The following is a 21,913-nucleotide window of genomic DNA, read 5'->3' as shown; positions in this document are numbered from 1 at the left end:
CGCCGCCCCCCGCAGGGGGACGACGGGTTTCGAGCAACAGTCCGCGGACCGCGCCGGCTGGGATCAGCGGGCGTAGTACTCGACGACGAGCTGCTCGTCGCAGATCACGGGGATCTCCTTGCGCTGCGGGTCGCGGTCCAGGCGGAACGCGAGCGCCTTCAGGTTGATCTGAAGGTAGCGCGGGGCCTCGCCCTCACCGGCGTAGCCACCCTCGCGAGCCACCTGGAAGGGGTGCTTCTCGCGGGAGCGCTCGCGCACGGTGATGACGTCGTCCGGACGGACACGGAACGACGGCTTGTCGACCTTGCCACCGTTGACCTCGATGTGGCCGTGGACGACCATCTGGCGGGCCTGGTAGATCGTGCGGGCGATGCCCGAACGCAGCACCAGGGCGTCGAGGCGACGCTCGAGCTCGACGACCAGCGCCTCGCCCGTCTTGCCCTCGGCCTTCTTGGCGCGGTCGTACGCGCGGGCCATCTGGCGCTCGGAGATGTCGTACTGAGCGCGCAGACGCTGCTTCTCCAGCAGACGGACCTTGTAGTCCGAGTTCTGCTTGCGGCCACGGCCGTGCTCGCCCGGCGGGTAGGGGCGGGCCTCGAAGTACTTGACGGCCTTCGGCGTCAGGGCGATGCCGAGGGCACGCGACTTCTTGACCTTGGGTCGCTTCTGGTTCACGGGGAACCTACCTCCATGTAATTTAGGTGAGGCTTACCTTATTTCGAGGAGGACGTAATGTCTCGACCGCATGGGATCCCCCTGCCCAGTGCGCATCGCAGTCCGGACGAGAAACAATCCACGTCCGCTTACGACGACGGTAGGCAGAGTCAGCCGCGTCCCAGGGAAGGCGTTCGGCAGCTCACCGGAGCCGAACGCGTACGAACCCTCGTAGAGTCCAACGCCTCAGTATCCCTCACGTTGCCGGGTGCTCGTGACCCACAGGGGCCCGAGGACCTCGACGGGCTCGGGATCGGAATGCCGGTCGCGCGGACCGTCACTCCGGACGGGGACGTGATTCTCCTTGTCTCCGGGGAATCCGCGGCTGCCAGGGCAGCCGCTCACGCCCAGGACGACGACCTCACAGCGGTGATCGAGATCACTGATGTGGCGCCGGTGTCCGTGGCCCATCGTATCCGGGGCCGCGCGTGGCTGGCGGGCTGGCTCACCCCGGTGCGCGGCGACGACCGTCCCGTGTGCGCCGCGCTGCTCGCCGAGCGGCAGCCGGTGGGCGAGCTGCTGGGCCTGCGCGAGGCCCTCGACCCCTCCGGCCGGCCCGCCTGGACGATGCTGCGCCTGGAGGTCGGCGAGATCACGGTGGACGACCTGTGGGGCTCCGAGCACGTGGACCCCGACGCCCTGGCCACCGCCGGGCCCGACCCGCTGGTGGCCCACGAGGCCGAGATCCTCCAGCACCTCGCGGCCGCCCACGGCGACCGGCTGCGCGAGCTGTCCGCCCTGCTGGGGCCGCGGGCGGCGGACCTCGACGCGGCGCCGGTGGCCCTGGACCGGCTCGGCCTGCGCGTGCGCTTCACGGCCGCCGGCGCCGGTCGGGGCGACGGCCTGGGCTCCGCCGGCTGCTTCGACGCGCGCTTCGACTTCCCCGAGCCGGTCACGGACATCTGCGGACTGCGCCGGGCGATGCACACCCTCTTCTCGGCGGCCGCCACCGGGTGAGCCCGCTGCCCGCCCCGCACGGTGATCAGGGGCAGCCGGCCAGCATGTCCTGGAGCGCGCGCTTCTCCGGGGCGGTGACGCTCAGCGCGTACTTGGCCTTGATGCCGACGTAGCGGCGGGCGTACTCGCACCGGTACGCCCGCCGGGGCGGCTGCCACTTGTCGGCCGTCCAGCTGCCCTTGTCGTAGTTGGTCCGCTTGTCCACGGCGAGCAGCACGTCCAGGTCGTTGGCGTAGCGCAGCCGCCGCTCGGGCGTCCAGGCGTACGCCCCGGCCCGCCAGGCCGCGCCCAGCGCGACCACATGGTCGGTCTGGATCTGCGAGGCCCTGCGGGAGGAGTACGGCAGCCGCTTGCCCGTGTACGGATCGTCGAGCACCCCGGAGAGCACGACGCACGGATCGCGGTCGCCGGTGCGCAGCTCCTTCAGGTCCCGCCGCAGGACGTCGTCGCGGGTGTCGCAGCCGTTGCGCCCGCCGACGCCGTCGGTCTCGTCCGACCAGGACCGGCCGAAGTGCTCGCGCCGGTACGTCTGCCCGTTCCTGCCCCACGCCACGGTGAGGCCGGCCAGCTGCGCCCCGGCTCGCGCCGCGTCCGGCGGGAAGCCGGGGGAAGCCGTCGGCGCCCGCCCCGCCACCGCGGTGGCACCGGCCCGGACCGCACGCCCGCCCCCGTCGTGATGGCATCCGAGCAGTACGCCGCCCAGCACGGCGGCGGCGACCAGCTGACGGCATCGGCGCATGGCGCGAGCGTAGGGCGGGCCTCCCCCCACGGTCCGGGCGACGCGCCCGGGGCGGGTCAGGCCACGCCGGGTCAGGTCGCGCCGGGTCAGGCCGCGCCGGGTCAGGCCGCGCCGGGTCAGGTCGCGCCGCGCAGCCGCTCGCGGACCTTCTCCACCACGTCCGCGTAGCGGGCCTCGGCGCCGTACCGGGTCGGCTCGTAGTAGCGCTTGCCGTGGATCGCGTCCGGCGCGTACTGCTGGGCCGCGATCGCGCCCGGCACGTCGTGCGGGTACACGTACCCCTGCGCGTGCCCCAGCTTGGCCGCGCCCTTGTAGTGCCCGTCGCGCAGATGCGCCGGCACGGGGCCCGCCAGGCCCGCGCGGACGTCGGCCAGGGCCGCTCCGATCGCGGTCGTCGCGGTGTTCGACTTCGGGGCCAGTGCCAGGGCGATCGTCGCGTGCGACAGGGTGAGCGCCGCCTCCGGGAAGCCGATCAGCGCCACCGCCTGGGCCGCCGCGACCGCCGTCGGCAGCACGGTGGGGTCCGCCAGCCCGATGTCCTCGCTCGCCGAGATCATCAGCCGGCGGGCGATGAACCGGGGGTCCTCCCCCGCCTCGATCATCCGCGCCAGGTAGTGCAGCGCCGCGTCCACGTCCGAGCCGCGGATGGACTTGATCAGCGCCGACGCCACGTCGTAGTGCTGGTCGCCGTCCTTGTCGTAACGGACCGCCGCACGGTCGACGGCCTCCTCCAGCGTCTCGAGGGTGATCTCCGCCTCGCCCTTGGCCAGGGCCGATCCGGCGCCGGCCTCCAGGGCCGTCAGCGCCCGGCGCGCGTCGCCCCCGGCGATGCGCAGCAGGTGCGCCTCGGCGTCCGCGGGCAGGGTCACGGCCCCGCCCAGCCCGCGCTCCTCGGTCAGCGCACGCCGCAGCAGGCCGCCGAGGTCCTCGTCGGTCAGCGGCTCCAGCGTCAGCAGCAGCGAACGCGACAGCAGCGGGGAGATGATCGAGAAGTACGGATTCTCGGTGGTGGCCGCGATCAGCGTGACCCAGCGGTTCTCCACCGCCGGAAGCAGCGAGTCCTGCTGCGCCTTGCTGAAGCGGTGGATCTCGTCGAGGAAGAGGACGGTCTCCTTGCCGAAGCCGCCGGCGGCGCGCTTGGCGCCCTCGATGACGGCCCGGACCTCCTTGACGCCGGCCGTGATGGCCGACAGCTCCACGAACCGCTTCTGCGTGGCCTGGCTGACCACGTAGGCCAGGGTGGTCTTGCCGATGCCGGGCGGTCCCCAGAGGATCACCGACGAGGCCCCGGCCGGTCCCCCGGCGCCCTCCCCCACCAGCCGCCGCAGCGGCGAACCGGGCTTGAGCAGGTGCTGCTGCCCCACGACCTCGTCCAGGGTGCGCGGGCGCATCCGGACGGCGAGGGGAGAGCTCGCGGGGTCCTTCTCCCGGCGTTCTTCGGCGGCGGCGGTGAAGAGGTCTGGTTCCACACCGGAAGCCTAAGCCCGCCCGCTGACAGCGGGCGGCGGGGTCAGGACGTCCAGAAGTCCCACCAGCGGGTCAGGACCAGCATCCCGATGATCCCGACGTGCAGCACCGGCAGGACCCACGGGAACTCGCCGAAGAAGGACTTCAGCCAGCCCGGCGCGGGCAGCAGCCCCTCGCGGACGTTGTGCGCGGTCACGTACCAGAACATGAAGATCGTGGCGACCCAGGCCAGGCAGCACCACAGGCACAGCGAGTTGATGGTGTACAGCGACTGGTACGTCAGCCAGGCGCAGAAGACGACGCCGAAGAGGGTGCCGGCGTTGAGGGTCAGCCAGTACCAGGGGCGGAACCGGGCCCCCGCCAGCAGGCTCATGCCGACGCAGACGACGATGCCGTAGGCCACCAGGCCCAGCATGGGGTTGGGGAAGCCGAAGACCGCCGCCTGGTCGCTCTTCATGATGTTGCCGCAGGAGACGATCGGGTTCAGGCTGCAGCCCGGCGTGAAGTTCGGGTCCTCCAGCAGCTTGAACTTGTCTATCGTGATCACCCACGCGGCGAGCAGGCCCAGCGCTCCCGTGATCACCAGCAGCCAGGCGAACGCCCGGCTCGCCCCGACCGTCCCGGGAGCGGTGTCCGCGTCCGCACTTCGTGTCGTCATACCGATCCCGATCCCACCGCTCCGCGTCTGCAAGGTCATCAAGCACCGGCCATTGTGCCGTACGCGGCTGTGCGGCCACCGTTCGCTGGAGATAAGGACAGGGGCGGGGCCGGGGTGACCCCGGCCCCGCCCCCGACGGGCAGCGGTGGTCAGCCCAGCGCGCCCCGGACCGCGTCGACGAGCTCCGCGACGGCGACCGGGGACTGCTCCCCGGACTCCATGTCCTTCAGCTGCACGACGCCCTCGGCGAGGTCGCGCTCGCCCGCGACGACGGTGAAGCGGGCGCCGGAGCGGTTCGCGTCCTTCATCGCGCCCTTGAGACCCTTGCCGCCGTACGCGAAGTCCGCCGCCACACCGGCCTGGCGCAGCTGCGTCACCAGGCCGAACAGGACCTTGCGCGCCTCCTCGCCCAGCGGCACCGCGAAGACGGACGTCGTGGCCGGGATGTCCAGCTCGATGCCCTCGGCCTCCAGGGCGAGCACCGTGCGGTCCACGCCCAGCGCCCAGCCCACCGACGGCAGCGCGGGGCCGCCGATCATCTCGGACAGGCCGTCGTAGCGGCCGCCGCCGCCGACCGCGGACTGCGAGCCCAGGCCGTCGTGCACGAACTCGAAGGTGGTGCGGGTGTAGTAGTCCAGGCCGCGCACCAGCTTCTCGTCGTCCTCGAAGACCACGCCCGCGGCCGTGATCAGCGCGCGCACCTCCTCGTGGTACGCCTTGCACGCGTCGCACAGGTAGTCGCGCAGCATCGGCGCGCCCGCCAGCTGCTTCTGGACGGCCTCGCGCTTGTCGTCCAGGACGCGCAGCGGGTTGATCTCGGCCCGGCGGACGGTCTCCTCGTCCAGGTCCAGCCCGCGCAGGAACGCCTGCAGCGCCTCCCGGTACACCGGGCGGCACTCCTTGTCGCCCAGCGAGTTCAGCAGGATGCGGAAGTTGCGCAGCCCCAGCGAGCGGTAGGCCCGGTCGGCCAGGATGATCAGCTCGGCGTCCAGCGCCGGGTCCTCGGAGCCGATCGCCTCGGCGCCGACCTGCGAGAAGTGGCGGTAGCGGCCCTTCTGCGGGCGCTCGTAGCGGTAGTAGGAGCCGGAGTACCAGAGCTTGACCGGCAGGTTGCCCTGCTTGTGCAGGCTCGCCTCCAGCGCCGCGCGCAGGACCGAGGCGGTGCCCTCCGGGCGCAGGGCGAGCTGGGAGCCGCCCTTGGTGGTGAGGGTGTACATCTCCTTGGTCACGATGTCGGTGGACTCGCCGACGCCGCGCGCGAACAGGTTGACGTCCTCGAAGCCCGGCGTCTCGATGTAGCCGTACCCGGCCGTGCGCAGCGGGCCGGAAATCGCGTCGCGGACGGCGAGGTACTTGGCGGAGTACGGCGGGATCAGGTCGTACGTGCCCTTAGGGGCCTTGAAAGTGCTCACGGAGAGTCTCGTCACATTCCTCGTCGTGGGGCGGCCGTCGGGTCCGCTCCCAGGCCGGCGGCGACCTCCCGCAGGTACGGGTTGGTCGCGCGCTCGCGGCCGATGGTGGTCTGGGGACCGTGGCCGGACAGCACCACGGTCGAGTCGTCCAGCGGCAGGCACACGCGGGCCAGCGACCGGAGCATCTCGGCGTGGGAGCCGCCGGGCAGGTCGGTGCGTCCGATGGAGCCGGCGAAGAGCAGGTCCCCGGAGAAGAACACGGACGGGACGTCCGCGGCCTCCGGCATCCGGAAGGTCACCGACCCCTTCGTATGGCCGGGCGCGTGCGACACGGTGAAGTCCAGACCGGCCAGCTTCAGCTCGGCCCCGTCGGCGAGCTCGCGGACGTCGTCCGGCTCGCCCACGGTCAGCTCGCCCATCAGCGGCATCCCGATCGAACGCCCGAGGGCCTTCTCCGGGTCGCTCATCATGTAGCGGTCCTCGGGGTGGATCCAGGCGGGTACGTCGTGCGCTCCGCACACCGGGACCACCGAGGCGACATGGTCGATGTGGCCGTGGGTGAGGACGACCGCGACGGGCTTGAGCCGATGCTTGCGAAGCGTCTCCTCGACTCCCTGGGCGGCCTGGTGGCCCGGGTCGATGATGACGCACTCCTCACCCGCGGCGGGGGCGACCAGGTAGCAATTGGTCCCCCAGGCCCCGGCGGGGAACCCGGCAATCAGCACGTTCGTCCTTAGGTAGTCGTCGCCGTCGAGTCGGCCGTCGGGAGGGTTACGGCAGATCAGAGCCTACCGGCGCCCCTCATCCCACAGCGAACCCATATACGGTACGGCCTATCCCAGCCCGGACAGCGGTACCAGAGACGTACAAGGAGACGAGACCCGGTGGTCACGAGCGATCAGCGGCGGCGGCAGCTCGCCAGGGAGAAGTTCGAGCGTCAGCAGCAGCGGCGGGCCCAGGCCCGGCGCAAGTCGCGGCAGCGGGCGGTTGTGATCGGCGCGGCCGTGGCCGTGGTGGCGGCGACCGTCATCGGCCTGGCCGTGGGCGGCGTCTTCGACGGCAAGGAGACCAAGGACCCGGAGGCCACCCCGTCGGCCGCGCCGACGCCCACGCCGAAGCAGTCGCCGTCGCCGGCGATGGCGATCGACCAGAAGGCGAAGTACACCTTCGCGCTGAAGACGAGCGCGGGTGACATCACCTTCGAGATGGACGCGGCGAAGACCCCGCAGACGGTGAACTCGTTCAAGTCGCTCGCCGACAAGAACTACTTCGACAAGACGAAGTGCCACCGGCTGACCACGGAGGGTATCTTCGTGCTCCAGTGCGGCGACCCCGAGGGCACCGGCATGGGCGGCCCCGGCTACACCATCGCGGACGAGAACCTGGACGCGCTGGGCAAGCCCGACGGGACCGGCCGGGTGATCTACCCGGCGGGCACCGTCGCGATGGCCAACACCGGCCAGCCGGGCAGTGGCGGCAGCCAGTTCTTCCTGGTCTACAAGGACAGCCCGCTGACGCCGACGTACACGCCGTTCGGCAAGATCGACGCGGCCGGCCTGAAGGTACTGGAGGAGATCGCCAAGCAGGGTACGGCCGGCGGGCCCGACGGGGCTCCCAAGACCCCGGTGACGATCGAGAAGGGCACGGTCACCCAGAACTGACCGGTCGGAAGACCGCCGGGCCGATATTCCGTCGTGCGGGATGCGGACAGCCGGCCCGGCGGTCGCCTATGTTGGCGTTGTGCAGGGCGGGCGCTGCCCGCCCCAGGAAACTGTGGACGATGCCGGGCGGGGAACCCCCGTACGGGCATCAGGTGGAGGAGGCGCTGTGAGCAGCGACCCGTGGGGCCGCGTCGACGAGACGGGCACCGTGTACGTGCGTACTGCCGATGGCGAGCAGGTCGTCGGCTCGTGGCAGGCGGGCACCCCCGAGGAGGCCCTGGCCTACTTCGAGCGCAAGTACGAGGGGCTGGTGGTCGAGATCGGCCTCCTCGAACGTCGGGTGCGGACCACCGATCTGTCCGCGAAGGACGCGCAGACGGCGATCGACCACCTGCGCACGCAGGTCGACGAGCACCACGCGGTGGGCGACCTCGACGCGCTGAAGGTGCGTCTGGACAAGCTCGTCGCGACGGTGGAGTCGCGCCGCGAGGAGCGCAAGGTCGCCAAGGCCAAGCAGACGGACGAGGCCCGCAAGGCCAAGGAGGAGCTGGTCACCGAGGCGGAGCAGCTGGCGCAGAGCGACCAGTGGCGCTCGGCCGGCGAGCGGCTGCGGGCCCTGGTGGACACCTGGAAGGGTCTGCCGCGCCTGGACCGCAAGTCGGACGACGAGCTGTGGCACCGCTTCTCGCACGCCCGCTCGGCCTTCTCCAAGCGCCGCAAGGCGCACTTCGCCTCGCTGGACGCGCAGCGCGAGGACGCCCGCAAGGCCAAGGAGAAGCTGGTCGCGGAGGCCGAGTCGCTGTCGAAGTCGACCGACTGGGGTCCGACGGCGGCCCGCTACCGCGAGCTGATGGCCGACTGGAAGGCGGTCGGCCGCGCACAGCGCGAGGCGGAGGACGACCTGTGGAACCGCTTCCGCGGCGCCCAGGACGTCTTCTTCGCGGCGCGCGGCGAGGTGTTCGCCGAGCGTGACGCCGAGCAGGTGGAGAACCTCAAGCTGAAGGAGGAGCTGGCCGACGAGGCCGAGAAGCTCGTCCCGGTGCGGGACCTGAAGGCGGCGCGTGCGGCGTTCCGGTCCATCAACGAGCGGTGGGAGGCCATCGGCCACGTGCCGCGCGACGCCCGCCCGAAGGTCGAGGGCCGGATGCACGCGGTCGAGCGTGCCATCCAGGAGTCCGAGGAGGCCGAGTGGCGCCGTACGAACCCGGAGGCGCGGGCCCGCGCCGCGGGTCTGACGGGCCAGCTCCAGGCGGCCGTCGACAAGCTGCGCGAGCAGATCGACGCGGCGCGCGCGGCGGGCAACAACGCCAAGGCGGACAAGCTGGCGCGTGAGCTGGAGGGCCGCCAGGCCCTGCTCGACCAGGCCCTGAAGGGCCTGGAGGAGTTCGGCGGCTGACGCCGCTCCCCTCGTGGTGTGTGCCGGGGCCCGGCGGTGGAATCGTCCACCGCCGGGCCCCGTCGGCGTCACAGGGCCGCGTCAGCCGCCCGGCAGCCGCTCGGCGGAGCCGGTTGTCCCCTCGCAGGCCGCTACGGCCTGCGCGCGGACGTCACGCGGTAGACGTCGTAGACGCCCTCCACGCCGCGGACGGCCTTCAGGACGTGCCCCAGGTGCTTGGGGTCGCCCATCTCGAAGGTGAAGCGGGAGGTGGCCACGCGGTCGCGGGAGGTCTGTACGGCCGCGGAGAGGATGTTGACGTGCTGGTCGGACAGGACCCGGGTGACGTCGGAGAGCAGCCGGGACCGGTCCAGCGCCTCGACCTGGATGGCGACCAGGAACACGGAGGACTGGGTGGGCGCCCACTCGACCTCGAGGATCCGCTCGGGCTGCTGCGAGAGCGAGTCGACGTTGACGCAGTCGGCGCGGTGAACCGATACGCCACTGCCGCGCGTGACGAAGCCGATGATCGGGTCGCCCGGCACCGGGGTGCAGCAGCGGGCCAGCTTGACCCAGACGTCGTCGACGCCCTTGACCACGACCCCCGGGTCGGCGCTGCCGCGGCGCTTGCGGCCGCGCGAGGGCGGGACGCTCTCCTCGATGTCCTCGTTCGCGGCCTCCTCGCCGCCGAGGGCCTGGACCAGCTTCTGTACGACGCCCTGCGCGGCCACGTGGCCCTCGCCGATCGCCGCGTACAGGGAGGAGATGTCGGGGTAGCGCATCTCGTGCGCGAGGGTGACCAGCGAGTCGCCGGTGAGGATCCGCTGGATCGGCAGGTTCTGCTTGCGCATGGCCCGCGCGATGGCGTCCTTGCCCTGCTCGATGGCCTCGTCGCGGCGCTCCTTGGAGAACCAGGCGCGGATCTTGTTGCGGGCGCGCGGCGACTTGACGAAGCCCAGCCAGTCGCGGGACGGGCCCGCGCCCTCGGCCTTGGAGGTGAAGACCTCCACCAGGTCGCCGTTGTCGAGGGTGGACTCCAGCGGGACGAGGCGGCCGTTGACGCGGGCGCCTATGGTCCGGTGGCCGACCTCGGTGTGGACGGCGTACGCGAAGTCGACGGGCGTGGCGCCGGCGGGCAGCGCGATGACGTCGCCCTTGGGCGTGAAGACGAAGACCTCGTTGCGGGAGAGGTCGAAGCGCAGCGAGTCGAGGAACTCGCCGGGGTCCTCGGTCTCCTTCTGCCAGTCCAGCAGCTGGCGCAGCCAGGCCATGTCGTTGACGGTGTCCTGGCCGGCGCTGCCCTTGGCGGCCTGCGGGACGTCGGTGCGGACCTTGGAGGCGCCGGCGACGGTCTGCTGCTTGTACTTCCAGTGGGCGGCGATGCCGTACTCGGCGCGGCGGTGCATGTCGAAGGTGCGGATCTGGAGCTCGACCGGCTTGCCGCTGGGCCCGATGACCGTCGTGTGCAGCGACTGGTACATGTTGAACTTGGGCATCGCGATGTAGTCCTTGAACCGCCCCGGAACCGGGTTCCAGCGGGCGTGGACGGTGCCCAGGGCCGCGTAGCAGTCGCGGACGGTGTCCACCAGGACGCGGATGCCGACCAGGTCGTAGATCTCGGCGAAGTCGCGGCCGCGGACGATCATCTTCTGGTAGACGCTGTAGTAGTGCTTGGGCCGGCCGGTGACGGTGGCCTTGATGCGGGCGGCCCGGAGGTCGACCATCACCTCGTCGGTGACGACGGCGAGGTACTCGTCGCGCTTGGGCGCGCGTTCGGCCACCAGGCGGACGATCTCGTCGTACATCTTGGGGTAGAGGATCGCGAAGGCGAGGTCCTCCAGCTCCCACTTGATCGTGTTCATGCCGAGGCGGTGGGCCAGCGGCGCGTAGATCTCGAGGGTCTCGCGGGCCTTCTTCTCCTGCTTCTCCCGCTTGAGGTAGCGCATGGTGCGCATGTTGTGCAGGCGGTCGGCGAGCTTGATGACCAGGACGCGCGGGTCCTTGGCCATGGCGACGACCATCTTGCGGACGGTCTCGGCCTGCGCGGCCTCGCCGAACTTGACCCGGTCGAGCTTGGTGACGCCGTCGACGAGGAGGGCCACGGCGTCGCCGAAGTCGCGGCGCAGGTCCTCCAGGCCGTACTCGGTGTCCTCGACGGTGTCGTGGAGCAGGCCCGCCATCAGGGTCGCGGGGTCCATGCCCAGCTCGGCGAGGATCGTCGTCACCGCGAGCGGGTGGGTGATGTACGGGTCGCCGCTCTTGCGCTTCTGGCCGCGGTGCCAGCGCTCGGCCACCTGGTAGGCGTTCTCGAGCTGGCGCAGGGTGGCCGTCTCGATCTTCGGGTCGTTGCTGCGGACTATGCGCAGCAGGGGCTCCAGGACCGGGTTGTACGGGTTGGAGCGCTGGACGCCCAGCCGGGCGAGGCGGGCCCGCACCCGGTTGGAGGATCCGCCGGGCTTCAGCGGCGCGGGCTTGGGCGGCGGCGCGAGCGGCGGCTTGGGCGTGGCCCTCTCGGCCGTCGGCTCGGGCTGCGCGGCGGAGAGTGGCTGGACCTCGTCTGGCAAGAGCGCTCCTTCGGGGGTCCCCCCGGACGAAGTCCGGGGGAGGATCCGGTGCCCCGATCAGGTCCGGATAAACCATGGTAGCGAGCCTTCCGCCGACGCGTTCCTCACGGCCACAGGGCGGGACGGCGGGCGGCCCCGGGGAGCGGCCGGGCGGCTGCCGGGACGCTCCCCGAGCAACGCCGGAGCGGCGGGCTCCGGTCGTGTCGACCGGAGCTCCGCCGCTCGGGTGGCTGCCCGACGGTGCGTGCCGTCAGACGGTGATCAGGGCGTCCAGCGGGGCCTCGGCCAGGGCCGGGGCCAGCCGGGCGCGGCCGGGGAGGAAGGACAGCTCCATCAGGACCGCCACTCCCGCGACCTCCGCGCCGGCCCGCCGGATCAGCTGGAGCGAGGCCTCGGCGGTGCCGCCGGTGGCCAGGACGTCGTCGATGACCATGACGCGGTCGCCCGCCGCCAGGTCCTCGGCGTGCACCTCGATCTCGGCGGTGCCGTACTCCAGGTCGTACGCCTGGCTGAGCGTGGCTCCGGGCAGCTTGCCGGCCTTGCGGACCGGTACGAAGCCGATCCCGGCCTGCACGGCCACCGGGGCCGCCAGGATGAACCCGCGCGCCTCCAGGCCGACGATCTTCGTGGCGCCGTACCGGACCGCCAGCGCGGCCAGCGTGTCCGTCAGGGCCGCGAAGGCCTTCGGGTCGGCCAGCAGCGGGGTGATGTCCTTGAACATCACCCCCGGCTTCGGGTAGTCCGGGACGTCCTTGATCCGGCTGAGCAGCAGCGCGCGCGTCTCCTCGGCGATCGCGCTCACCGGCGCCGCCCGGAGGCGCGGCCGGAGCGGCTCTGGGCCACGACCTCCGGCGCGTCCGCGGCGTCGGCGTCGTCCGTGCCCTTGGCGGAGGTGGCGGCGCGCTTGGCGAGCACCCGCTTGGTCAGCGCCTTCATCGCCGGCTCGCGCTCCTTGAGGTCCACGACCAGCGGGGTCGCGATGAAGATCGAGGAGTACGCACCGGCCGCGAGGCCGACGAACAGCGACAGCGAGATGTCGTTGAGCATGCCCGCGTCCAGCAGACCGCCGCCGATGAACAGCAGCGCGGCGACCGGCAGCAGCGCGACGACCGTGGTGTTGATGGAGCGCACCAGGGTGCCGTTGATGCTCTTGTTGGCCAGCTCGCTGTAGGTGAAGCGGGTCTGCTTGGTGATGTCCTTCGTCGACTCCTTGAGACCGTCGAAGACGACGACGGTGTCGTAGAGCGAGTAACCGAGGATCGTCAGCAGACCGATGACCGTACCCGGCGTGACCTCGAAACCGACCAGCGCGTAGATGCCCACGGTGATCGTGAGGTCGTGGATCAGCGCGATGAGCGCCGCGATGGCCATGCGCCACTCGAAGGCGATCGCCAGGTAGATCACGACCAGGATCATGAAGACGCCCAGGCCCGTCCAGGCCTTGTTGGCGATCTGCTCGCCCCAGCTCGGGCCCACCAGGTCGGCGTTGATGTCCCGCTCGGCGACCTTGAGGTCACCGGCCAGCTCGGCCTTGACCTTGTTGGCCTCGGCCGTGTCCAGCGCGGTGATCTGGATGCGCAGGCCACCGTTGCCGAGCTTCTGGACGATCGCCTCGTGGCCGGAGGCCTCCTTGGCGAACTCGCGGGCCTTGGAGTCGGAGACGGTCGTCTTCGGGGTGGTGAAGACGGCACCGCCCTTGAACTCGATGCCCAGGTTCAGGCCCTGGACGGCCAGGGCCACGATCGCCGTGATGGTGATCAGGATGGAAACGCCGTACCAGAGAAAGCGCTTGCCGACGAAGTCGTAGCCGACCTCACCGCGGTACAGCCTGGCGCCGATATCTCCCAGCTTCGACATCTCACGCCTCCTTTGCTTCGACGGGAGCGGAGACGGTACGGCGGGAGCTCCGCAGCGGCGGCTTGGCGCCGAGCCGCTTCGGGTCCAGCCCGGACCACGGGTGACCGCTCGAGAAGAACTTCGTCCGGGCCAGCAGCGTCATGATCGGCTTGGTGAAGAGGAACACCACGACCACGTCGAGGAGGGTGGTCAGACCCAGGGTGAAGGCGAAGCCCTGCACCTTGCCGACGGTGACGACGAACAGCACCGCGGCGGCCAGGAACGAGACGAAGTCCGAGACGAGGATGGTGCGCCGGGCACGCGGCCAGGCCCGCTCCACCGCCGGGCGCAGGGTGCGGCCCTCGCGGATCTCGTCGCGGATGCGCTCGAAGTACACGATGAACGAGTCCGCGGTGATACCGATGGCGACGATCGCACCGCAGACGGCGGGCAGGTTCAGCGCGAAGCCGATGCCCTTGCCGAGCAGCGCCATGATCGTGTACGTCAGGATCGCCGAGACCAGGAGGCTGACGATCGCGATGAACGACAGACCGCGGTAGTAGACCAGCAGGTAGATCACGACGAGCGCCAGACCGATCGCGCCGGCGATCAGGCCGGCCCGCAGCTGCTCGCCACCGAGGGCGGCGGTGACGCTGGTGACGCTGTCCTCGGAGAAGGACAGCGGCAGGGCGCCGTACGACAGCATGTTGCCCAGGTCCTGGGCGGACTGCTGGGTGAAGCCGCCGGAGATCTCGGCGCTGCCACCGGTCAGCGCGGAGCTGACGTACGGGTCGGAGACGACCTGGCCGTCGAGGACGATCGCGAACTGGTTCTGCGGGGACTGCTTGGCGGCGAGCTCACCGGTGACCTTGGCGAAGGCGTCCGCGCCCTTGTCGTTGAACTGCATCGTGACGATCCACATGCCACGCTGCGGGTCGATGACGCCCTTGGCTTCCTTGACGTCCTTGCCCTCGACGGCGACGGGGCCGAGCAGCCACTTGTTCCACGCGCCCTGGCTGTTCTTGCCACAGGCGACGGTGGGCTCCTCGGGCTTGGCGCCCTTGCCGGCGGTGGCCCGCTGGTCCTCCTTGGTGCAGTCCAGCGCGGCGAACTTCGCCTGGAGGTCGGCCGCACCGGCGTCGGCGGCCGGCGGGGTCGGGGCCGGGGTGGCGCCCGGGGTCGCCGTGGCCTTGGGGTCGTCTGCCTTCTTCGACGCGCCCGACGAGGGGGTCGCGCTCGGCGTCGGGGTGCCCGGGGCCTTGAGGGCCTCGCTGAGGGCACGGCCCTGGGAAGTGGCGCTGGACGACGGGGTGGGCGACGGGTTCTTGCCGTCGCCGGCCTTGGGGGCGCCGGAGGCGCCGGCCGACGGCGTCGGCGAGGGTGCGCCCTCGGGGGCGACGGGCTCGCCGCCCGCGACGGCGATGACCGGACGGAAGTAGAGCTGGGCGGTCGTGCCGACCTGGTCCCGCGCCTGCTTCTCGTTCGTCCCCTTGGGGATGTTCACGATGATGTGGTCGGTGCCCTGGGTCTGGACCTCGGCCTCCGAGACACCGAGACCGTTGACGCGGCGCTCGATGATGCCGACCGCCGTGTTCATGTTGGTCTCGTTGATGGCGTTGGGCTTGCCGGGCTCGCTCTTCGCCTTGAGCGTGATGCTCGTGCCGCCCGCCAGGTCGATGCCCAGCCGGGGAGTGGTCTGCCCGGAGATGAACATCCCCGCGGTGAGCGCCACCATCGCGATCAGGATCATCGCCAGGGCTCGCCCCGGCCTCCCCTGAGCCCCCGTGGGCCGCCGGCCCTTCTTCGGTGCTGCCACCTTGTTGTATCTCCCTGTCCAACCGTCCCGCGCCGGGTGAGCGCGCGGACGGCCACGAAAAATGTGTGGTGGGGACCCCTGCCCCCCGCAGAAGTGGTCACTGCCGGGGACCGCGGCGGCCGCCGGTCAGGCGCCCCGCGGTCCCCCGCCCCGTGCTACTTCGCGCCGGAGCCGCCGTCCGTCTTGCCCTCGGTCGTGCCGGTCTCGTCGTCGGCCTTGGCCTCGGAGGTGCCGGCGGGCTTGTCGGCCGGCCTGTCGGCGGACTCGTCCTTCTTGCCCAGGTCGAGCTTGGGGGCCTCGTCGTCGCCCTTGTCGAGGGTCAGCGAGGAGGCGTCGTCGGGGACGATGGTCGGCTCGGTGCCGTGGACGATGCGGTTGTACTCGGCGTCCTCCAGCACGGCGCCGATGGAGTTCTTCGCGAAGACCGCGTGCACTCCGGGGGCCACTTCCAGGAGGACGGTGTCGTCGTTGACCTCCTTGACGGTGGCGTACATGCCGCCGATGGTGCGCACGCCGGTGCCGGGGGTCATCTGGTCGCGCATCTGTACCGCCTGCTGCTGCTTCTTCTTGGCAGAGCGGGTCATCAGGAACATCGCCCCGATGAGCACGATGAACGGGAGGAAGGTCACGAGACTGTTCACGGGACGGAGTTTCCTTCGCACGACCGCGCCGGAGGAGCGGCCTTGTTTCTACGGGGGTGGGCACGCCGACCTGGACGGTCGGCATCGGCGGAGTCTAGGCGAGTCCGCCGCGATGGAACAACGCCCAGCATGGCACCGCAGTTCCTGGGCACACTAACCTCCGCGCCGTCAAGCCCCGAAGAGGCCCTGTTGTCCGGTCTGCGCCGCGGGCGGCGTCAGCCCCAGGTGGGCCCAGGCCGCCGGGGTGGCCACCCGGCCGCGCGGGGTGCGGGCCAGCAGACCCTCCCTGACCAGGAACGGCTCGGCCACCTCCTCGACCGTCTCGCGCTCCTCGCCGACGGCGACGGCGAGGGTGGACAGGCCCACCGGACCGCCGCCGAACAGCTTGAGCAGGGCCTCCAGCACGGCCCGGTCGAGCCGGTCCAGACCGCGGGCGTCGACCTCGTAGACCTGGAGGGCCTGGCCGGCGACCTCGCGCGTGATCACTCCGTCGGCCCTGACCTGCGCGTAGTCGCGGACGCGGCGCAGCAGGCGGTTGGCGATACGGGGCGTGCCGCGGGAGCGGCCGGCGATCTCGGCGGCGCCGGCGGTGTCGATCTCGACGTCGAGGAGGCGGGCGGAGCGGTGGACGACCCGTTCGAGCTCCTCGGGGGCGTAGAACTCCATGTGGCCGGTGAAACCGAACCGGTCCCGCAGGGGCGGCGGCAGCAGGCCGGCCCGGGTGGTGGCGCCGACCAGGGTGAAGGGCGGCAGCTCCAGGGGGATGGCGGTGGCGCCGGGGCCCTTGCCGACGATCACGTCGACCCGGAAGTCCTCCATGGCCATGTACAGCATCTCCTCGGCGGGCCGGGACATGCGGTGGATCTCGTCGAGGAAGAGGACCTCGCCCTCCTGGAGCGAGGACAGGATGGCCGCGAGGTCGCCGGCGTGCTGGATGGCGGGGCCGGAGGTGATCCGGATGGGCGCGCCCATCTCGGCCGCGATGATCATGGAGAGGGTGGTCTTGCCGAGGCCGGGCGCGCCGGACAGCAGGACGTGGTCGGCGGTGGCGCCACGCTGGCGGGCGGCCTTGAGGACGAGGTCCAGCTGCTGGCGGACCTTCTCCTGTCCGACGAACTCGTGGAGGTCCTTGGGCCGCAGGGCCGCCTCGACGGCGCTGTCCTCACCGTCGGCGGCGGCACCGACGAGCCGTTCCGGCTCGGCGGCTGCTGCGGCGGCGGTGTCGTCGTCCCAGTTCACGGTCTTCTGCCTTCTCGCTTCGCGTGGTCGTCGTGCGGTTCGGTGATCGTACGGTTTCGGCTGGACCGGGCGGGCCGCTGCGCGGAGCCTTCCCCCACCCCGCCCCTTCCCGAACCTGGGGCTCCACCCCAGACCCGGCGCCTCAGACGCCGGCGGGGCTGATGGGTACCGGGCCTCCGCCCCAGACCCCAGCGCCTCGAACGACGGCGGGGCTGGTGGGTGCCGGGGCTCCGGTGGCGCTGTAAGGGCCGCGCAGCGGCACTTCTCAGCCCCGCCGGCGATTGAGGCGCCGGGGGTCCCCCCGGACGGAGTCCGGGGGAGGGCTCGGGGGCGGAGCCCCCGCACTCGCGCCGCGCCGGCGGTCCCGGCGCACCCACCCCCAGCCTCGCGGGCGTTCGAGGCGCTGGGGGCCCCGAACGGAGTCCGGGGGCGGGGCCCCCGATCAGGGTCAGCGGGTGCGGTTCAGGGATTGCAGGGCCGCCCGCAGGAGCTGCGGGACCGGCGCCGAGCCACCGGCGGCGATGGCGGCCTCCGCCTGCGGCGTCACCGCCGCCACCGCGTCGTCCGCCTCCCGCGCCGCGTACCCCAGCCCGATCAGCGCCGTCGCCAGCTGCTCGGTCCACGGGGCCGGACCGGCGGCCGCGGCGCCCCGCTGGGCGCCGACCAGCCCGCCGGTGCCGACCGGCGCGCCGAGCTTGTCCTTCAGCTCCAGCAGCAGCTTCTGCGCGCCCTTCTTGCCGATCCCGGGCACCGCCGTCAGCGCCTTCTCGTCCCCGCTCGCCACCGCGACCCGCAGCGCGTCCGGGCTGTGCACGCCGAGCATGGCCTGGGCCAGGCGCGGGCCGACGCCGCTGGCGGTCTGGAGCAGTTCGAAGACCTGCCGCTCGTCGTCGTCGGCGAAGCCGAACAGGGTGAGCGAGTCCTCCCGTACGACGAGGGAGGTGGCCAGCCGCGCCGGCTCGCCCACGCGCAGGCCGGCGAGGGTGTGGGGGGTGCACTGCACGGCCATGCCGACGCCCCCGACCTCGATCACGGCGGTGGTGGGGGCGAGCGCGGCGACCGGGCCGCTCACGAAGGCGATCATCGGGTACGGCCTCTCACTGCGGATGCGTGCTGGGCGACCGCCTGTTGCAGGCGGTTCTGGGCGGGGGCGCGCCAGATGTGACAGATGGCGAGGGCGAGCGCGTCCGCCGCGTCGGCGGGCTTGGGCGGGGCGGCCAGCCGCAGCAGCCGGGTCACCATGGCGCCGACCTGGGCCTTGTCGGCCCGTCCGCTGCCGGTGACGGCCGCCTTGACCTCGCTGGGGGTGTGCAGCGCGACGGGTATCCCGCGCCGCGAGGCGCACAGCATGGCGACCGCGCTGGCCTGGGCGGTGCCCATCACCGTGCGCACGTTGTGCTGGCTGAACACGCGCTCCACCGCGACCAGTTCCGGCCGGTACTCGTCGAGCCATGTCTCGATGCCCCGCTCGATCTCGACCAGCCGCTGCCCGATGCCGGCCTCCGCGGGCGTACGGACGACACCTACCCCGAGCATCGTCAGGGGCCGGCCCGCGACGCCCTCGACGACGCCGACACCGCACCGGGTCAGGCCCGGGTCCACCCCGAGAACGCGCACAGCCCCTCCTCCGCCCGCTCGTCCGCCAGTTCGTGCAGGCTAACGCGTGCCACCGACAACGCGGCGGGCCGACGGGGGGTGTGTCCCCGTCGGCCCGCCGTGGTCACGTTCTCGCCGGTCAGGCGTCGACCTTCGCCATGACCTCGTCCGAGACGTCGAAGTTGGCGAAGACGTTCTGGACGTCGTCGCTGTCCTCGAGGGCGTCGATCAGCTTGAACATCTTGCGCGCGCCCTCCTCGTCGAGCTCGACCTGCATGGTCGGGACGAAGCTGGACTCGGCCGAGTCGTAGTCGTAGCCGGCCTCCTGGAGCGCGGAACGGACCGCGACCAGGTCGGTGGCCTCGCTGATGATCTCGAAGGACTCACCGAGGTCGTTGACCTCCTCGGCGCCCGCCTCGAGGACCGCGCCGAGGACGTCGTCCTCGGTCAGCTCGCCCTTGGGCAGCACGACGACGCCCTTGCGGTTGAACAGGTACGAGACCGAGCCCGGGTCGGCCATGGAGCCGCCGTTGCGGGTCATGGCGACACGGACGTCGGAGGCGGCGCGGTTGCGGTTGTCGGTGAGGCACTCGATGAGCACCGCGACACCGTTCGGGCCGTAACCCTCGTACATGATCGTCGCGTAGTCGACGCCACCGGCCTCGAGACCACCGCCGCGCTTGACCGCGGAGTCGATGTTCTTGTTCGGGACCGAGCTCTTCTTCGCCTTCTGGATGGCGTCGAAGAGGGTCGGGTTGCCGTCCGGGTCGGCGCCGCCCGTACGGGCCGCGACCTCGATGTTCTTGATCAGCTTCGCGAAGAGCTTGCCGCGCTTGGCATCGATCACGGCCTTCTTGTGCTTCGTCGTAGCCCATTTAGAGTGGCCGGACATCCGCCTGTCTCCTTCGCGTAACCAACAATGTTCGTCCCCGATCCTACCGGGAGCGGATTACAGCCCGGCGCGCACCATGTCGACGAAGTACGCGTGAACGCGTTCGTCGCCGGTGAGTTCCGGGTGGAAGGACGTGGCGAGCACGTTGCCCTGGCGGACGGCGACGGTGTGACCGTCGTACGTCGCGAGCACCTCGGCGGCGGCGCCGACCGACTCGACCCACGGGGCGCGGATGAAGACGCCCTCGACGGGGCCGCCCTCGATGCCCGCGAAGTCGATCTTCGCCTCGAAGGACTCGTTCTGGCGGCCGAAGGCGTTGCGCCGGACGATCATGTCGACGCCGCCGAGCGTCTCCTGGTCCTCACGGCCGTCCAGGATCTTGTCGGCGAGCATGATCATGCCGGCGCAGGTGCCGTAGACGGGCATGCCGGCCTTCACGCGCTCGCGCAGCGGCTCGAGCATGCCGAACAGGACGGCGAGCTTGGACATGGTCGTCGACTCGCCGCCGGGGATGACGAGGGCGTCGACCTCGGCGAGCTCCTCGGGGCGCCGGACCGGCCTGGCCACGGCGTCCGCCGCGGCCAGGGCGATCAGGTGCTCCCGTACGTCGCCCTGGAGGGCCAGGACACCGATGACGGGGTTGCTCATGACGACTACCAGCCGCGGTTGGCGTAGCGCTCGGCCTCGGGGAGGGTGTCGCAGTTGATGCCGACCATGGCCTCGCCCAGGTTGCGGGACGCGTCCGCGATGATCTTCGGGTCGTCGTAGAAGGTGGTGGCCTTCACGATGGCGGCGGCGCGCTTGGCCGGGTCGCCGGACTTGAAGATGCCGGAGCCGACGAAGACGCCCTCGGCGCCGAGCTGGCGCATCAGCGCGGCGTCGGCCGGGGTGGCGACGCCACCGGCGGAGAACAGCACGACCGGGAGCTTGCCGAGCTCGGCGACCTCCTTGACGAGCTCGTACGGGGCGCGCAGCTCCTTGGCGGCGGCGTACAGCTCGTTGTTGTCGAAGCCGCGCAGCTTGGCGATCTCGTTCTTGATCTGGCGCAGGTGGCGGACGGCCTCGACGACGTTGCCGGTGCCGGCCTCGCCCTTGGAACGGATCATGGCCGCGCCCTCGGCGATGCGGCGCAGGGCCTCGCCGAGGTTGGTGGCGCCGCAGACGAAGGGGGTGGTGAACGCCCACTTGTCGGAGTGGTTGACCTCGTCGGCCGGGGTGAGGACCTCGGACTCGTCGATGTAGTCCACGCCGAGGGACTGCAGGACCTGGGCCTCGACGAAGTGGCCGATGCGGGACTTGGCCATGACCGGGATCGAGACGGCCTCGATGATCTCTTCGATCATGTTCGGGTCGGACATGCGCGCCACGCCGCCGTCCTTGCGGATGTCGGCCGGGACCCGCTCCAGGGCCATGACGGCCACGGCGCCCGCGTCCTCGGCGATCTTCGCCTGCTCGGCGTTGACCACGTCCATGATCACGCCGCCCTTGAGCTGCTCGGCCATGCCGCGCTTGACGCGGGCGGTGCCGGTCTCGGGGGACTGGGGGGTGGTGGGAAGCGTGCTCACGGGGTGACCTCACTCGAAGGGAAGACGGTGCTGCGGGTACCTGGCGGGGTACCGGTACGGGTGCATGACGCCGGTACCTGGCTGAGGTAACCGTCCCCGAAGGGTCCACTGCAAGGGCCAATGTGGAGCTGGTGGCTCCTTTCAAGTTGGCCTCGAGGTACAACTACGGCCGGTCGGCCAGGTCCGCGGGCGGTTCGTCGTCCATCTCGAAGGCCAATGGGAACGGGGCGTGGCCGGCGAGCCGGAACCAGCGGACCTTGCGGTGCCGGCGCAGCGCGCGGGCGGCGCGGACGGCGTCGTTGTGGAACCGCCGGGCCATGGGAACCCGGCGGACGGCCGCGGCCAGCTCCTCGGCGGCCTGCTCGCCTCCCGGCGCCTCCTTGAGGGCCTCGACCTGGTCGGCGTCGGCGAAGACCGCGCGCAGGGCCTGGCTGAGCTCGCTCTCGGCGACCTCGCGGTGCTCCTCCTCGGCCTGGCGGGCGCCGTGGGCGGCCTCGTACAGGACGAGGGAGGAGGCGGGGTCGAGCACGCCGGAGGTGGCCACCTCCAGCACCACCGAGGCGCGCCGGACCAGCTGCGCGTCGAGGGCGGCGCGGGCGGCGTCCATCCGGGAGTGCAGCCGGTCGAGGCGGCCGGCGGTCCAGCTGAGGTAGACCCCGATCACGGCGAGCGCGAGGGCGACCCATACGAGCGTTTCGATCACGCCGCGCGACACTACCGCCTCCCCCGCCCGATCCCGAACCGCCGCCCGCTCCGTCCGCCACCCGGCGGCCCCGCGCCC

At 71.6% G+C, this 21,913-nt stretch carries 21 protein-coding genes; 3 read left to right on the top strand and 18 right to left on the bottom strand.

Annotation, left to right across the window (positions count from 1 at the left end; all coding sequences use genetic code 11):
- Positions 1-63: 63 nt before the first annotated feature.
- Positions 64-675 carry a 30S ribosomal protein S4 gene (gene rpsD / locus ACIPXB_RS15265; RefSeq protein WP_150210796.1) on the bottom strand — a complete coding sequence of 204 codons (612 nt, stop codon included), beginning with the start codon at positions 673-675 and terminating at the stop codon, positions 64-66.
- A 57-nt stretch (positions 676-732) separates the two neighbouring features.
- Here rpsD and ACIPXB_RS15260 point away from each other — a divergent pair, with 57 nt between their 5' ends.
- On the top strand, positions 733-1,671 hold the full coding sequence (locus tag ACIPXB_RS15260; protein WP_401449276.1) for a DUF2470 domain-containing protein: 939 nt from the start codon (positions 733-735) through the stop codon (positions 1,669-1,671).
- A gap of 25 nt (positions 1,672-1,696) precedes the next feature.
- On the opposite strand, the gene ACIPXB_RS15255 is transcribed toward ACIPXB_RS15260, so the two are convergent.
- From ACIPXB_RS15255 to ACIPXB_RS15235, 5 genes are all read right to left on the bottom strand, one after another.
- Complete coding sequence (locus ACIPXB_RS15255; protein WP_401449273.1) at positions 1,697-2,410, bottom strand: HNH endonuclease family protein; 714 nt, start codon at positions 2,408-2,410, stop codon at positions 1,697-1,699.
- 116 nt (positions 2,411-2,526) lie between these two features.
- Positions 2,527-3,879 carry a replication-associated recombination protein A gene (locus ACIPXB_RS15250; protein ID WP_401449270.1) on the bottom strand — a complete coding sequence of 451 codons (1,353 nt, stop codon included), beginning with the start codon at positions 3,877-3,879 and terminating at the stop codon, positions 2,527-2,529.
- A 41-nt stretch (positions 3,880-3,920) separates the two neighbouring features.
- On the bottom strand, positions 3,921-4,535 hold the full coding sequence (locus ACIPXB_RS15245; protein WP_401449267.1) for a vitamin K epoxide reductase family protein: 615 nt from the start codon (positions 4,533-4,535) through the stop codon (positions 3,921-3,923).
- A gap of 149 nt (positions 4,536-4,684) precedes the next feature.
- On the bottom strand, positions 4,685-5,947 hold the full coding sequence (gene hisS / locus ACIPXB_RS15240; RefSeq protein WP_401449264.1) for a histidine--tRNA ligase: 1,263 nt from the start codon (positions 5,945-5,947) through the stop codon (positions 4,685-4,687).
- 11 nt (positions 5,948-5,958) lie between these two features.
- The gene (locus ACIPXB_RS15235; protein WP_401449261.1) at positions 5,959-6,672 is read right to left on the bottom strand and encodes an MBL fold metallo-hydrolase; all 714 of its coding nucleotides are present in this window, start codon (positions 6,670-6,672) and stop codon (positions 5,959-5,961) included.
- A 159-nt stretch (positions 6,673-6,831) separates the two neighbouring features.
- Here ACIPXB_RS15235 and ACIPXB_RS15230 point away from each other — a divergent pair, with 159 nt between their 5' ends.
- Both ACIPXB_RS15230 and ACIPXB_RS15225 read left to right on the top strand, forming a co-directional pair.
- Positions 6,832-7,608 (top strand): peptidylprolyl isomerase, encoded by a 777-nt coding sequence (locus tag ACIPXB_RS15230; RefSeq protein ID WP_401449258.1) that lies wholly within the window; start codon positions 6,832-6,834, stop codon positions 7,606-7,608.
- A 166-nt stretch (positions 7,609-7,774) separates the two neighbouring features.
- Positions 7,775-9,004: a DUF349 domain-containing protein gene (locus tag ACIPXB_RS15225; RefSeq protein ID WP_401449255.1), complete on the top strand. Its 1,230-nt coding sequence runs from the start codon at positions 7,775-7,777 to the stop codon at positions 9,002-9,004.
- A 131-nt stretch (positions 9,005-9,135) separates the two neighbouring features.
- Here the strand turns inward: ACIPXB_RS15225 and ACIPXB_RS15220 are convergent, their stop codons facing one another.
- The 12 genes from ACIPXB_RS15220 to ACIPXB_RS15165 form a co-directional block, all read right to left on the bottom strand.
- Entirely contained in the window at positions 9,136-11,547 is a 2,412-nt protein-coding gene (locus tag ACIPXB_RS15220; RefSeq protein WP_401449252.1) for a RelA/SpoT family protein, read from the bottom strand.
- Positions 11,548-11,797: 250 nt separating this feature from the next.
- Positions 11,798-12,349 carry an adenine phosphoribosyltransferase gene (locus ACIPXB_RS15215; RefSeq protein ID WP_401449250.1) on the bottom strand — a complete coding sequence of 184 codons (552 nt, stop codon included), beginning with the start codon at positions 12,347-12,349 and terminating at the stop codon, positions 11,798-11,800.
- Positions 12,346-13,404, bottom strand: coding sequence for a protein translocase subunit SecF (gene secF / locus ACIPXB_RS15210; RefSeq protein ID WP_401449247.1), 1,059 nt, complete (start codon positions 13,402-13,404; stop codon positions 12,346-12,348). The genes ACIPXB_RS15215 and secF overlap by 4 nt, the downstream gene beginning before the upstream one ends.
- A gap of 1 nt (position 13,405) precedes the next feature.
- Positions 13,406-15,199, bottom strand: a complete 1,794-nt coding sequence (gene secD / locus ACIPXB_RS15205; RefSeq protein WP_401449245.1) for a protein translocase subunit SecD — start codon at positions 15,197-15,199, stop codon at positions 13,406-13,408.
- Between the two features lie 155 nt (positions 15,200-15,354).
- Positions 15,355-15,792, bottom strand: a complete 438-nt coding sequence (yajC, locus tag ACIPXB_RS15200) for a preprotein translocase subunit YajC (protein WP_401449620.1) — start codon at positions 15,790-15,792, stop codon at positions 15,355-15,357.
- A gap of 216 nt (positions 15,793-16,008) precedes the next feature.
- The gene (gene ruvB / locus ACIPXB_RS15195) at positions 16,009-17,079 is read right to left on the bottom strand and encodes a Holliday junction branch migration DNA helicase RuvB (protein ID WP_401449243.1); all 1,071 of its coding nucleotides are present in this window, start codon (positions 17,077-17,079) and stop codon (positions 16,009-16,011) included.
- Positions 17,080-17,527: 448 nt separating this feature from the next.
- On the bottom strand, positions 17,528-18,163 hold the full coding sequence (gene ruvA, locus ACIPXB_RS15190) for a Holliday junction branch migration protein RuvA (RefSeq protein WP_401449240.1): 636 nt from the start codon (positions 18,161-18,163) through the stop codon (positions 17,528-17,530).
- Positions 18,160-18,696 (bottom strand): crossover junction endodeoxyribonuclease RuvC, encoded by a 537-nt coding sequence (gene ruvC / locus ACIPXB_RS15185; RefSeq protein ID WP_401449237.1) that lies wholly within the window; start codon positions 18,694-18,696, stop codon positions 18,160-18,162. Before ruvC ends, ruvA begins: the two co-directional genes overlap by 4 nt.
- Before the next feature lie 118 nt (positions 18,697-18,814).
- Positions 18,815-19,567 (bottom strand): YebC/PmpR family DNA-binding transcriptional regulator, encoded by a 753-nt coding sequence (locus ACIPXB_RS15180; RefSeq protein WP_401449234.1) that lies wholly within the window; start codon positions 19,565-19,567, stop codon positions 18,815-18,817.
- 57 nt (positions 19,568-19,624) lie between these two features.
- Entirely contained in the window at positions 19,625-20,215 is a 591-nt protein-coding gene (gene pdxT, locus ACIPXB_RS15175; protein WP_401449232.1) for a pyridoxal 5'-phosphate synthase glutaminase subunit PdxT, read from the bottom strand.
- 5 nt (positions 20,216-20,220) lie between these two features.
- Positions 20,221-21,132, bottom strand: coding sequence for a pyridoxal 5'-phosphate synthase lyase subunit PdxS (gene pdxS, locus ACIPXB_RS15170; protein ID WP_401449230.1), 912 nt, complete (start codon positions 21,130-21,132; stop codon positions 20,221-20,223).
- 163 nt (positions 21,133-21,295) lie between these two features.
- Entirely contained in the window at positions 21,296-21,835 is a 540-nt protein-coding gene (locus ACIPXB_RS15165; RefSeq protein WP_401449228.1) for a hypothetical protein, read from the bottom strand.
- Positions 21,836-21,913: the final 78 nt, after the last annotated feature.

This window comes from Streptomyces sp. NPDC090022 (assembly GCF_044748145.1).
GTDB lineage: Bacteria > Actinomycetota > Actinomycetes > Streptomycetales > Streptomycetaceae > Streptomyces.
The sequence above is the reverse complement of the archived record's forward strand: the minus strand, read 5'-3'. Positions and strand labels throughout refer to the sequence as shown.